Origin of the sequence: Acinetobacter sp. YH16052, assembly GCF_013417155.1 — a bacterium.
Lineage (GTDB): Bacteria > Pseudomonadota > Gammaproteobacteria > Pseudomonadales > Moraxellaceae > Acinetobacter.
The window spans coordinates 19,482-31,995 of sequence record NZ_VPEO01000024.1 but is presented as its reverse complement, the minus strand read 5'-3'; the positions used below and the strand labels follow the sequence as shown (position 1 = coordinate 31,995).

Here is a 12,514-nt window from a genome sequence, read left to right as displayed (position 1 = left end):
AATTTTCTGACAAATATTTCTCAAATAAACTTCGAGTAATTTCTACCATCAATCAATGAAAATAATTTCGATCAATCAACCAGTAAAAATCCACACAAGTTGTTCTTCATAATCTCTTAATGATCTTTCTAACACCTCGTCAGTGCCAGAAGCTGGACTTCGATAAACTCAACAACTCCGCCATTCTGCTTCGTTCGTTTCCGTCTATCTCGTCGGTATGTGCTCATTATAGGGCAATTTCTTACACGTGCAAGCGCTTTTAACGCACAGGAATCACGAGTGTTTTATTTTTATGCACCAAATTGGTTCAATTCCATACAATTCATTACATAAGTACATATTTTTAAAACAGAAATATAAATTAAATATTTCTGCTTTATTCTATGCCTAATTTTTTACGACTGGTGCTTTAATCGTCACACTGGTGATTTTTACAGGGTTCACCGGCACATTTTGATGCATTCCATAGTTTCGGGTCGGTACTTTGGCAATCTGATCGACGATATCCATGCCTTTAGTGACCTTACCAAATACCGCATAGCCGGCATTTCTAGCAGAACGATCCAGGAAATCATTATCGACCAGGTTTACAAAGAATTGTGCTCGGGCAGAATCCGGCTGATTGGTACGGGCCATGGCTAAAGTACCGCGTTTATTTTGCAGACCATTCGATGATTCATTTTTAATGGGTGCTTTATTATTGGCTTTTTCTTTCATGTTTACATCAAAGCCACCACCCTGCACCATAAAGCCGGGAATGACACGGTGAAAAATCGTGTCCTTATAGAAGTTGCTCTTTACATAGCTTTCGAAGTTCTTTGCCGAGATTGGGGCTTTGTCATTGAAAAGTTCAATTTCAATATTTCCAGATGAAGTCTTCATCTCAATAATCGTATTGGCAGCAAAGCTTGGCAGACTGACCGCAGCAAGTGCGATGACACATAATGATTTCTTTAACATTTATTAACTCATCTACTTAGAAGTAATGGTTGTGAATGACTATATATTAATCTTTTATAACTCATAATGCAGTGACCTGCCGACTAAAGACAAGAGAATAAGAATGAAGCATGCATTATTACAGGAGCAAAATATCCACCAGTTTCCACCTTGGCGTTTGCAGGGTGAGGGTTTTATTCTGAATTATTGGCTGACCCCAAGCTTTATTGAGCAAGCAAAACAGTTCCGTATTGCGCCTTCTCCGCTGGGTCGTATGGTCCAAGTCTTATTGGTGCGTTATCACGCTTCGCCGATTGGCCCTTATGATGAGTTACTGATTCTGGATCATCCTTTAATTAGTAAACGACGCCTCAGCTCGATTCCTAAAATTTATGTGTCTACCCATGAGTCTGTGGTACACGGTCAGCATTTATGGGGCATTCCCAAAGAACATGCACAGTTTGAATGGCAGAAAAAGGATCAGGAAGTACTGTGTCAGATTCAGCACCAGAATCAGCATATGGCGATTCGATTGAAGAAAACCAAATCCGCGCGCCAGTTCTACATTAATAGTCATCATATTCCAGCATCTATGCTGAAGATTCAGCAAGCCTGGAAAGGCCAGCGTTTTCAGTTTAGTCCACAGTTCCGCGGTCATCTTTCTAAACTCTCGCAAGTAGAATGGCAAGATGCCGAGAATATATTTCCAGACTTTTCCAAAGCCAAATTGCTGCAAAGCTTTTATGTCCCCAAATTCAATCTGATCTTTCCTGAAGCCCAGATCAGCAGCAAAGTATAAGAACTGATAAAAACTTAGCTATAAAAAAGGTGTTTCATGAGAAACACCTTTTGCGCTCGCGCCTTGGATTTAACTATTTTTGTCCCAGAATTTGCGGAAGTTTTTGCTGATCTCAATCACATATTTTTTGGCACGGCGAGAGATCGGCGTCAGGTTGATAAAACCATGTGCCTGATCGGTATATTCATGATAATGAACACTCACGCCATTTTGGCGTAGTTTATGCGCATAGATTGAACCTTCATCATGCAGGACATCATGGCGTGCGGTAATTACATAACTTGGCGGTAAATTCCGCAATTCACCATAAGTAGGTGAAATCAGCGGATCATCCAGTTCAATCTGATGGGTTTGGGCATACATGAAGGTCACCAGATCAATATCCTGCTCCGAAAGTACCAGCCCATCTTTATAGGCATAAAAAGAAGGATGGCGACTTTTAAAGTCGACAGCCGGATAAAGCAAAAGCTGTGCTCGTGCGGCATAAGATTTACCTGCACTGCGCTGTGCCACGACAGTAGCCAGATTTCCTCCGGCACTGTCCCCTGCCACGGCAATACGGTTTTTATAGATTTTTAGTTGCTTACTATGCTGATGTGCCCAAGCCAAGGCATCTTCACAAACCTGTACCATCTGCAAGGGGCTAAATTCAGGCGTCAGCGGATAAGCCACACTTAACACCTGTACTTTGGCATGCACTGCCAGCAAGCGACAGAATTCATCATGGCTATCCAGCCCGCCCACCATAAATGCACCGCCATGATAAAAAATCACCATCGGTAACTTCTTCTGCGGAGCTGGATGATAATGCCGGGCAAAGATGCTGCCACTCTGTAGAGGGAGGCGGAGTTCTTCAATAAATTTGACTGCAGTCGGTCTAGCCTGGATGGCTTTCATACGTGCATCAAACAATGTGCGCGAATGTGCCAGATCCTCACTGATAAAACTGCTATGCCCCTGTTTTATCTGGATGGCCATCAGGCATTTAACCAATGGATCTAAATCAGGATAGACATGAGGATAATCCAAGGCCTTGACCAATGCTTCCTGTGCAATGCCAGGTAAGCGGTCCAGCATACGCGCTGCCGTCCCTTGTCCTTTTTCCATTACACTTTTCAGAACCGGAGGATTCACAGTCATTAATTTTAGTCCTTATTCTCTTAATTCTTCATAGTTTCTACACGATTAGCGTTTCAGTGACCATATTCTTATATAAGTCTTAATATCAATGTACATATAGCTTCTACCCGATACGTTACCCTCATTTATAAAAGATGTCGTTGACCGTTTAAAGGTTATTTTTGACGTACTTTTGCAAGCTTAAGTATATTTTTTATTGCAAATCGGGAGGATGCCTATGGCTAACAAAATTATAGCTTTGTCTTTGGCGACTGCATTTTTAGCTGTAGGCTGCGTCGCATTTCCTGAAGATGGTGGCTATTATGATGGCCGCTATGATCAGCGTTATGACCGTCGCTATGAACTGGACCGGCGTTATGAACAAGATCGTCGCTATGAGCGGCAACGTTGGGAATATGAACAGCAACGCAAACGCATTGAACTGGATCGACGTAAACAGGAATTACAACGTCGCAATTGGGAGCAGGATCGTAAAAGACAGTTAGAGCTGGATCGACGTAAAAGCCAACTGGAACGACAGCGCCATGAACAGCAACGTAAAAATATCATGACGCAACGGCAAAAACAGGCAGAGGCAGAACGTAAACGTCGTCAGGATCTGGAGCGTAAACGTGTAACAGATCAACGCAGTAAAAAAGTCCAGCAAAATCGTTCTAATCAACGCTGGAATGACAACCGACGTCATCAAGAACAACGTTCACGCGATCGTCGCGATTAAGACTTGAATCATTTTCTGTATTAAAAGCCCAGACTGGGCTTTTTAAATGGAAAAAGATAGCTGCCAGATAGACAAAGGCCCTAAAGAAAATTTCTTTAGGGCCTTTGCAGAGGGTTATGTTAAACGAACTTCCACTTCGCTTATGCTTCTCAGCAATTCAACCAGAACATCCTATTCTCTATATAAATTATCCTATCGAATCAACTTGCTCTCATGAAGCGGACATTCACTATCCAAGCTGTAAGTTTTATCTTACAAACCGCTAAAATAGAGACGACTGATTCCAACAAATTCAAAAAAGGTAAATTCTGGACAAAAAAAGGCTTATCTAGAGAACAGGATAAGCCACGAAAACACATTTCAAAATAAGAAGAAACTACAGCGATAGAATCTGGAATAAATATTAATCAAAAGTTCATCTATTGTGAAAGACTTTATTGCTTAGATATTAATCGTTTTTATGTCTAATAAATAAACAGGCAAAAAAAAGCTGAGTTTTGGGGATACTCATCTTGAAAAAAGCAACTCTAAAATAGGGCAACAGCAACCCGGTTCGGCTCTCTCCTCTGAACAAGGTCGCTGTTAATAGAAGTATGATGCAATTTTTTTACCAATACTTAAAACGGATTAAAATTATTAATTTGATTCAAAAATACGATTATTCATTTTTTATATTTATTTTCAAATACTTAATTCTTAGATTTAGTCGCTAATTAAATCTATTCAGTTCAAAATTCGGATTCATCGCTGCTGATGTCCGTGTATTTTATTCTCATCCTATCCTGCTGTTGTGTTCTGAATAGCTTGTTCTGCTATCCGCTGGATTCAGTATTTTGTATAAATCTTAAATTTAATCTGGGTCGACGCTTGAATTTTTACACCCTGCCCCGATTTCTTTAGGTAATCAAGAACTTCACAACCATGGCAGTTCAGCATAAACGCAGTGAACACTGAGGCCTAAGGACTGTACATGTTTAAGAACCCATTTAAACGGAGTAAATCAATGGCGACTGAGCAAAACGAGCAAGCTCAACAACTTGAGCAAGAGCAAGCGGAACAAGATACAGCGCAAACTCAAGCTGAAACCGAGCAGGCTGAAGTTTCCGTTGAGTCTTTACAAGAGCAGATTGCGCAGCTTGAAGGTGACTTGAAGTTAGAAAAAGCCCGTACCGCCAATGCAGTTTATGAAGCACAAAAGAGTGTTGAACGTATTCAGCGTGAATCTGAAAAGCATAAAGATACAGTTCTGGAAAAGTTCTCTAAAGAGCTTCTAGAAACAGTCGACAATCTGGAACGTGCCATTGTGGCTGCAGGTGAAGAGCAAACACCATTGCGTGAAGGTGTTGAACTGACCCTTAAATCTTTATTGCATACCTTGGAGAAATTTGGGGTTGTGGCAGTGGATACCAACAACGGTTTCAATGCTGACCTGCATCAGGCAGTCGGGATTGATCCAAATGCCAAAGCAAATGAAATTGGGACTGTTTTGCAAAAAGGCTACACGCTTAACAGTCGCTTATTGCGTCCTGCCATGGTGATGGTCGGCGCTTAAGCCAAATAAATTCGGGAGTTTGTGAAATTTTTCAAAAATTTTACTTGAAAAAAATCGAACGGCTCTCATATCGGATAACAAGTGTAAATCACAAAAAAATTTTAGAGGAAACATCCAAATGGCTAAAATCATTGGTATTGACTTAGGTACTACAAACTCATGTGTTGCAGTACTTGAAGGCGACAAAGTTAAAGTAATCGAAAACGCTGAAGGCGCGCGTACCACTCCATCTATTATTGCCTATAAAGATGGCGAAATTCTGGTAGGTCAATCTGCAAAGCGTCAAGCAGTAACGAATCCGAAAAATACATTGTTCGCGATCAAACGTTTGATCGGTCGTCGTTATGAAGACCAAGCGGTACAAAAAGATATCGGTCTGGTTCCTTACAAAATCATCAAAGCTGACAACGGTGATGCTTGGGTTGATGTCAACGACAAAAAATTGGCGCCACAACAGGTTTCTGCTGAAATCTTGAAAAAGATGAAGAAAACTGCTGAAGATTACCTGGGCGAAACCGTAACTGAAGCTGTTATTACTGTTCCTGCTTACTTCAACGATGCACAGCGTCAAGCAACTAAAGATGCAGGTAAAATTGCAGGTTTAGAAGTTAAACGTATCATCAACGAGCCAACTGCTGCGGCACTTGCGTTTGGTATGGACAAGAAAGAAGGCGATCGTAAAATCGCGGTTTATGACTTGGGTGGTGGTACTTTCGACGTTTCAATCATTGAAATTGCTGACCTTGATGGTGACCAGCAAATCGAAGTATTGTCGACTAACGGTGACACATTCCTAGGTGGTGAAGACTTCGATAACGCGTTAATCGAGTTCCTGGTTGAAGAGTTCAAGAAAGAACAAAACTTTAACCTGAAACAAGATCCACTGGCGTTACAGCGTTTAAAAGAAGCTGCTGAGAAAGCGAAGATCGAACTTTCATCTTCAAATGCAACTGAAATCAACCTTCCATACATCACTGCTGATGCGACTGGTCCTAAACACTTAGTGATCAACGTAACACGTGCAAAATTAGAAGGTCTGGTTGCTGACCTGGTTGCGCGTACCATTGAGCCTTGCCGTATTGCGCTTAAAGATGCTGGTCTTTCGACTTCTGACATCTCTGACGTGATCCTAGTGGGTGGTCAATCACGTATGCCAATGGTTCAACAGAAGGTTCAAGAGTTCTTCGGTAAAGAGCCACGTAAAGACGTAAACCCTGACGAAGCAGTCGCCATGGGTGCTGCGATTCAAGGTGCGGTACTTTCAGGTGACAAAACTGACGTACTTCTACTTGACGTAACTCCGTTGACACTTGGTATTGAAACCATGGGCGGCGTGTTGACTGCAATCATCGAGAAAAACACCACGATTCCTGCGAAGAAATCTCAAGTATTCTCAACTGCTGCGGACAACCAGCCTGCTGTAGACATTTCAGTTTACCAAGGTGAACGTAAAATGGCGCAGCAAAACAAACTGTTGGGTAACTTCCAGTTAGGTGACATTCCACCTGCGCCACGTGGTGTGCCACAAATTGAAGTATCTTTCGACATCAATGCTGATGGTATCTTGAAAGTATCTGCGAAAGACAAGAGCACTGGTAAAGAGCAATCGATCCAGATTAAAGCAAACTCAGGTTTGTCTGATGCTGAAATCGAAGCAATGATCAAAGATGCTGAAGCAAATGCTGAAGAAGACCGTAAGTTTGAAGAGCTTGCAAAAGCTCGTAACGAAGCGGATGCTTTAGTTGCTTCTTCACAAAAAGCAGTGAAAGATCTTGGTGAACAAGTAACAGCTGACGAAAAAACTGCTGTTGAAACGGCGGTTTCTGAGCTTGAAGCTGCAACTAAAGAAAATGACGTTGAAGAAATCAAAGCGAAAACTGAAGCGCTGCAAAATATCATCATGCCAATTACACAACGTGCATATGAAGCTGCTCAAGGCCAAGGCGGTGCGCAAGGTTTTGACCCGAATGCATTCCAAGGCGGCGAAGGTCAATCTCAAAAAGCGGACGACGGCGTTGTAGATGCTGAGTTCACTGAAGTGAAAGATGACAAAAAATAATTTGTCGCTTTAACTGAAAAAACCGCGCGAAAGCGCGGTTTTTTTATGTCTCGACTTAAAAGAATAAAATAAAAATTACTAAAATTTGATCGTATTTTCAGGAAAAGCTGTTTAAGTTAAATCCAACATTAAAATACCCTGAACCCATGAAAATTCTAATTTTGCTGCCTTTACTTAGTTGCTTGGGCCTGACAGCGTGTAGCCTGCCCGTTTCATCTCTCCTATCTCAAAGCACTTCGACTCAATCGACTCAAGCCATTGCCCAATTATTTGATCAGGCGCAAAGCGCGGGTGTTCTAGTGATTCAGCGTGGTCAACAGATACAGGTTTATGGTAATGATTTAAGCCGTGCAGATACCGAATATGTTCCCGCCTCTACTTTTAAAATGCTCAATGCCCTGATTGGCCTGCAACATGGCAAAGCCACAACCAATGAAATTTTTAAATGGGATGGCAAGAAACGCAGTTTTGCAGCCTGGGAAAAAGACATGACTCTCGGCGAAGCCATGCAAGCTTCTGCTGTACCCGTGTATCAGGAACTGGCACGTCGCATTGGCCTTGAATTGATGCAACAGGAAGTACAACGCATCCAATTTGGTAATCAGCAGATTGGTCAACAAGTCGATAACTTCTGGTTGGTAGGCCCTTTGAAAGTTACTCCAAAACAGGAAGTCCAATTTGTTTCTGCGTTGGCCCGAGAGCAACTGGCCTTTGATCCTCAAGTCCAGCAACAAGTCAAAGCCATGTTATTTTTACAGGAGCGGAAAGCTTATCGACTATATGTCAAATCCGGTTGGGGCATGGATGTGGAACCGCAAGTCGGCTGGCTCACCGGCTGGGTTGAAACACCGCAGGCTGAAATCGTGGCATTTTCACTGAATATGCAGATGCAAAATGGTATAGATCCGGCGATCCGCCTTGAAATTTTGCAGCAGGCTTTGGCCGAATTAGGGCTTTATCCAAAAGCTGAAGGATGATGCAAATAAGCATGGGAAAGGCATTAAAATTAAGCTATATTTTTAAAAAATAGACATTTAAATAAAAAATATGCGTCTTCTGCTCTGTCTGCTCGTAGTGGGATTGATCATGTCTGCCTATCTACATATGCAGGCCCAAACCCATCCTCAACTGCGCTATAACTCGCTGGCTGATCGCTTGACGCATCCTTTCGATACACGCTTACGTTTCCGAATTGATCAGGTCGATTCAGGCTTTGGACTAAGTAAAGATCAAGTCATTCAACTGAGCAAGGAAGCGATCGAAATCTGGCATCAGGGAAGCAATCGTGATGATTTGATGGTCTATGATGAAAATGCCAGGCTGAGTATTCACCTGATCTATGATCAACGCCAGCAAGACTATGATGCCTTGAAGAAAGTCGAAAAACAGTTGCTGGCAGATGACGCCAAGTATCAACGTCAGGTCAAAAATCTGGAAGCATCCCATCAGCATCTGGAAAGTCAGCAGCAACGCCTGATCCAGCAAAGAGATCAGATGAATAGTGAATTTCAGGCCTTACAGCAACGACGCCGTCAGCCAAATTTATCTGCTTATGAACATGAGCAGATTGAATATGAGGTTTTGGCTTTACAGCGCAAATCGGAAAGTTTTCAACGGGAACTTCAGTACCTTCAGGAACAGCAAAGTTCCTTTAATATGAATGTTTCCATGCATCAACATGGTCTGCAAAACCATCAGCAGAATATCATTCAAGCCCAACAGCGTTTCCCTGCCCGCGAATTTCATAAAGGCGTGTTTATGGGTGATCAAATTCATGTCTATCAGTTTGATGCAGAAGATGATCTCCGTCTGACTCTGGCACATGAACTCGGACATGCCTTGGGGCTGTATCACCATAATGACCCGGAAGCACTGATGTATCCGGTGCTGGGTAAACAGAATCTGCAACACTTCCAGCTGCGACCTGCAGACAAGACCTTGCTTTATAACCGTTAAGTGATCAGCTTGAATTCCCTAATTAATTTAAGTGTATAAGTATTATAAAAAACACTCTATTCTGATTTCATGTTATTGTGATTGGCTACATTGTTCAGGCCATCTTTGGAGATTCGTGTGAGTTACTACCATATTTTAATTGAAGTAAATGACCACATTAGTACGATTGATGAAACCCGTGATATCGAAATCTTTGATATCGAGGACATCCAACCCTATCTTCATTCGATTTTGCTGCCTTATTTCAATGAACAACTGATTGAACTCGACGATGAAAATCTGGAATATAAAGATATTCTGCATCTGGAAATCAAACAGACCTTATTACCGATCAATGACCTGATCGAAGAAGAACAGCGTCTGTTGCCAAGCGATACCGACATTACCATTAGCGCCTATGAAATTTTCAATAACCGCGAGTTGAGTCAGGATGTCACTACCGTGATCTTTGACCTGCTTGAAGCGGTAAAACTGGATAGCTAAACGTTCTTCCAGATATAAAAAAGTCCTCATTGAGAGGACTTTTTTTTGTGCATGGATTTAGATCGAGAATGAAGATCCACAACCACAGGTCGTGGTCGCATTCGGGTTTTGTACCACAAAACGTGAACCTTCCAGACCTTCTAAATAATCTACCACCGAACCGACCAGATATTGATAACTCAATGAATCGACCAGGACTTTAACATCGCCATTGGCAAATTCTGCATCATCTTCATTCTGGCTTTCTGCAAAATTAAAGCCATAAGAGAAACCTGAACAGCCGCCACCGGTCACATAGACACGGAGCATTAAGTCTTGGTTACCTTCACTGTCACGCAACTGGCGTACTTTATTTGCGGCATTGTCGGTGAGCACAAGCGCTTGGGCATTCATGGCGGATTCCTCTGTTGAATGGAATGTCTTTAAAAAGAAAAGACCATATTTAAGTATAGCACACTCAATATATGGTCAGTCTCTACAGATTAAAAGTCAAATCAGAGTAATTTTATCAGGATTATTTGTAGTTCTCATCCTGTAAGGCACATTCAAAATTTGTCGGATTCTGTTTGCAGCGGAATTGCCACAGCAATTTCATCATGCGTTTGTCATAAACGCCGCGTTTGGTCAGGTCAATTCGGGAATCCCGCATCATTTTCTGATAACCTGGTTTATCTGCCGCAGGAATATCCATCCAGTATTTCGATGGAATATCTACTTTCATTTTACCCAAAATACCAAAGGCACGTGGTAACTGGCTCTTGACCCATTCACGTGATTTTTGCCCGTATCCTGCCGGGAATTTATCTGGACGGATAATGATATTGCCTGTGACCTGCAATACCGGATAATTCACAATCGCACCTTTGTTACCCAAACCTTTATGTAATTCTAAAGGCTTAAATGCTGCAGCTGGTGCACCGATAATATCCACCTGACCATTGTTAAACATACTGGCAAAATTGCTGATTTCGGCACTCACTGCTTGTGCACCAACCTGCTGTACCATGATTTTTTGTGCTTCGTCATGGCTTAGTACCGCAATTTTCTTGCCGGCTGCTTTGGCAACGGTATTAATACTGCGGTCGTTCACTAACAGAAAAGCATCACCTACCGGAATCACTCCAACAATTTCATATTTACCTTGCAGCATTTGTTTGGCGAAGGTGGGACTGGCCAGGCCCTGCATGACTTTAACCGCCAGATTCAGATCGGTGATAGCCCCGATTGCATCCAGCGATCCGGTAAACTTGTTAAATTGACGGCCACGCATACCAGTGACACTGATCCCGTCACATTTTCCGGCTTTAAAATCTTCTGCGACCACGGCTTCATTGGTATTCACCCGCAATTCGATATCTGCCCCCCAGTTTTTGGCCGCCAACTGATAGTCTTTCATCACACTATAGACATCACCGTTTTTACCGACCAGATCAAATACGCAAATCACCTGTTTGGCTTGCGCCAGACCTGAAACAGCCAGTGTCGCTGTAGCCAATGCCAGTACTTTCCATCCTCTATGCATCATCCTCATTTCCTTATCGCTTGTTTTTGTTATTGAAGTTTTAGTCACATGTGATTGTTTTTTATATGAAACATTTGAATTTAATATTTAGATTAAGCTTAAGCTATTTTATTCGCTGCACAATGGCAGATCTGACCTGGTTCAGCCATAAAAAAAGCCTAGATCACTCTAAGCTTTTTGCTTTAAAAATCAGATTATTCGCCAGCCATTGAACATTCAAAGTTGGCCTTATCGACAGAACAACGGGCACGTTTTAAGACCGACATCATGCTGGCATCATAGATTCCACGTTTGGTCATGTCCATCCGGCCATCACGTAACATTTTCTGATACTTGGTTTTATCTTCAACGTTCAGGTTCATTTTATATTTCGACGGAATACCGGCTTCCAGACGTTTGATCATGGCCATGCTCTTTGGCAGGTTTTTGATAAACCAGTCACGCGATTTCTGTCCAAAACCTGCGGGGAACTTTTCCGGACGAATCACAAAATCAGAAGTCACATGCAGTACCGGGAAATTAAACATTGCGCCGTTATTACCCAGACCTTTATAGATTTCTAATGGCTTGTAGGCATAAGCAGGCGCACCGACCATATCCACCTGACCATTATTAAATTTGGCGACAAAGTTGGAAACATCGGAGATCACTGCCTGCGCACCGACGCGCTGAACCATAATTTTCTGGGCATCGTCATAGCCGAGTACGGCGAATTTCTTCCCTGCGGCTTTTTCAATCGAATTGATATTCTTATCACGCACGAAAATAAATGCCGAACCCAGCGGGGAAATACCGGCAATTTCATATTTTTTGCCGCCCATATTACTGACCATTTTCGCTGCATTACGTTTGTCGAGAGCAAAACTGATCGCACGCTGGGCAATGGCATTACTTGGTGCACCACCCAGTGCATCAATAGAACCGGCAAATTTATTGTATTGACGGGCACGCATGGCGGTCATAAACACGCCATCACATTTACCGGCCTTGAAGTCATTGTCGGCAACCGCTTCATCCTGACGGGCAATCAGATTAATTTCTGCGCCCCAGCCTTTTGCAGCCAGTGCCCATTCTTGCGCCATCTGGAAAGACTCACCGGATTTACCCAGTAAGTCAAACACACAGATATCGACTTTTTCTGCATGCGCCGCACTTGCAAAACCAAATGCAGAGAATGCAGCCAATGATAAGAGTGTTTTTTTCATTGTAGTTATCCTTTGAAATCTTGTTATTCGCTGAGTGTCCGTACACGGGACAAATATTAAGCAAGTTTAATTAAAAAAAATAGAGCATTTACTCCATTTAAAACCGGCATTTTGGCCTATAAAGATAAATCAGCAATCATT

At 42.3% G+C, this 12,514-nt stretch carries 12 protein-coding genes; 7 read left to right on the top strand and 5 right to left on the bottom strand.

Translation table 11 applies throughout. The features are described 5' to 3' along the window. Positions 1-387 precede the first annotated feature (387 nt). Positions 388-960 carry a peptidylprolyl isomerase gene (locus FTV42_RS13645; protein ID WP_180039054.1) on the bottom strand — a complete coding sequence of 191 codons (573 nt, stop codon included), beginning with the start codon at positions 958-960 and terminating at the stop codon, positions 388-390. 103 nt (positions 961-1,063) lie between these two features. Here FTV42_RS13645 and FTV42_RS13640 point away from each other — a divergent pair, with 103 nt between their 5' ends. Then, positions 1,064-1,738, top strand: a complete 675-nt coding sequence (locus tag FTV42_RS13640) for an acetoacetate decarboxylase family protein (protein ID WP_180039053.1) — start codon at positions 1,064-1,066, stop codon at positions 1,736-1,738. Between the two features lie 69 nt (positions 1,739-1,807). On the opposite strand, the gene FTV42_RS13635 is transcribed toward FTV42_RS13640, so the two are convergent. Further along, positions 1,808-2,878 (bottom strand): alpha/beta hydrolase, encoded by a 1,071-nt coding sequence (locus tag FTV42_RS13635; protein WP_180039052.1) that lies wholly within the window; start codon positions 2,876-2,878, stop codon positions 1,808-1,810. Positions 2,879-3,095: 217 nt separating this feature from the next. Between FTV42_RS13635 and FTV42_RS13630 the strand changes: the two genes are divergently transcribed. The 6 genes from FTV42_RS13630 (at position 3,096) to FTV42_RS13605 (ending at position 9,646) form a co-directional block, all read left to right on the top strand. Continuing rightward, positions 3,096-3,596, top strand: coding sequence for a hypothetical protein (locus FTV42_RS13630; protein ID WP_180039051.1), 501 nt, complete (start codon positions 3,096-3,098; stop codon positions 3,594-3,596). Positions 3,597-4,599: 1,003 nt separating this feature from the next. Beyond that, positions 4,600-5,148 carry a nucleotide exchange factor GrpE gene (grpE, locus tag FTV42_RS13625; protein WP_004647116.1) on the top strand — a complete coding sequence of 183 codons (549 nt, stop codon included), beginning with the start codon at positions 4,600-4,602 and terminating at the stop codon, positions 5,146-5,148. Positions 5,149-5,266: 118 nt separating this feature from the next. Further along, entirely contained in the window at positions 5,267-7,207 is a 1,941-nt protein-coding gene (gene dnaK, locus FTV42_RS13620; protein ID WP_004647118.1) for a molecular chaperone DnaK, read from the top strand. 146 nt (positions 7,208-7,353) lie between these two features. Further along, positions 7,354-8,184 (top strand): OXA-134 family carbapenem-hydrolyzing class D beta-lactamase OXA-282, encoded by an 831-nt coding sequence (locus tag FTV42_RS13615; RefSeq protein ID WP_004728961.1) that lies wholly within the window; start codon positions 7,354-7,356, stop codon positions 8,182-8,184. Positions 8,185-8,254: 70 nt separating this feature from the next. Next, complete coding sequence (locus FTV42_RS13610) at positions 8,255-9,163, top strand: matrixin family metalloprotease (RefSeq protein ID WP_005094835.1); 909 nt, start codon at positions 8,255-8,257, stop codon at positions 9,161-9,163. A 105-nt stretch (positions 9,164-9,268) separates the two neighbouring features. Further along, a complete protein-coding gene (locus tag FTV42_RS13605; RefSeq protein ID WP_016806936.1) occupies positions 9,269-9,646 on the top strand; it encodes a hypothetical protein in 378 nt (125 codons plus the stop codon). A gap of 57 nt (positions 9,647-9,703) precedes the next feature. Here FTV42_RS13605 and erpA read toward each other — a convergent pair whose 3' ends face one another. The 3 genes from erpA to FTV42_RS13590 form a co-directional block, all read right to left on the bottom strand. After that, positions 9,704-10,039 (bottom strand): iron-sulfur cluster insertion protein ErpA, encoded by a 336-nt coding sequence (gene erpA / locus FTV42_RS13600; protein WP_004281944.1) that lies wholly within the window; start codon positions 10,037-10,039, stop codon positions 9,704-9,706. 121 nt (positions 10,040-10,160) lie between these two features. Further along, positions 10,161-11,168, bottom strand: coding sequence for a putative solute-binding protein (locus FTV42_RS13595; RefSeq protein ID WP_180039056.1), 1,008 nt, complete (start codon positions 11,166-11,168; stop codon positions 10,161-10,163). A gap of 194 nt (positions 11,169-11,362) precedes the next feature. Continuing rightward, positions 11,363-12,373 (bottom strand): putative solute-binding protein, encoded by a 1,011-nt coding sequence (locus FTV42_RS13590; protein WP_180039050.1) that lies wholly within the window; start codon positions 12,371-12,373, stop codon positions 11,363-11,365. Between the last annotated feature and the right edge of the window lie 141 nt (positions 12,374-12,514).

Excerpts from the sequence above, each read along its gene's own strand:
- FTV42_RS13645 (WP_180039054.1), bottom strand. The coding sequence starts at position 960 with ATGTTAAAGAAATCATTATGTGTCATCGCACTTGCTGCGGTCAGTCTG.
- FTV42_RS13640 (WP_180039053.1), top strand. The coding sequence starts at position 1,064 with ATGAAGCATGCATTATTACAGGAGCAAAATATCCACCAGTTTCCACCT.
- FTV42_RS13635 (WP_180039052.1), bottom strand. The coding sequence starts at position 2,878 with ATGACTGTGAATCCTCCGGTTCTGAAAAGTGTAATGGAAAAAGGACAA.
- FTV42_RS13630 (WP_180039051.1), top strand. The coding sequence starts at position 3,096 with ATGGCTAACAAAATTATAGCTTTGTCTTTGGCGACTGCATTTTTAGCT.
- grpE (WP_004647116.1), top strand. The coding sequence starts at position 4,600 with ATGGCGACTGAGCAAAACGAGCAAGCTCAACAACTTGAGCAAGAGCAA.
- dnaK (WP_004647118.1), top strand. The coding sequence starts at position 5,267 with ATGGCTAAAATCATTGGTATTGACTTAGGTACTACAAACTCATGTGTT.
- FTV42_RS13615 (WP_004728961.1), top strand. The coding sequence starts at position 7,354 with ATGAAAATTCTAATTTTGCTGCCTTTACTTAGTTGCTTGGGCCTGACA.
- FTV42_RS13610 (WP_005094835.1), top strand. The coding sequence starts at position 8,255 with ATGCGTCTTCTGCTCTGTCTGCTCGTAGTGGGATTGATCATGTCTGCC.
- erpA (WP_004281944.1), bottom strand. The coding sequence starts at position 10,039 with ATGAATGCCCAAGCGCTTGTGCTCACCGACAATGCCGCAAATAAAGTA.
- FTV42_RS13595 (WP_180039056.1), bottom strand. The coding sequence starts at position 11,168 with ATGCATAGAGGATGGAAAGTACTGGCATTGGCTACAGCGACACTGGCT.
- FTV42_RS13590 (WP_180039050.1), bottom strand. The coding sequence starts at position 12,373 with ATGAAAAAAACACTCTTATCATTGGCTGCATTCTCTGCATTTGGTTTT.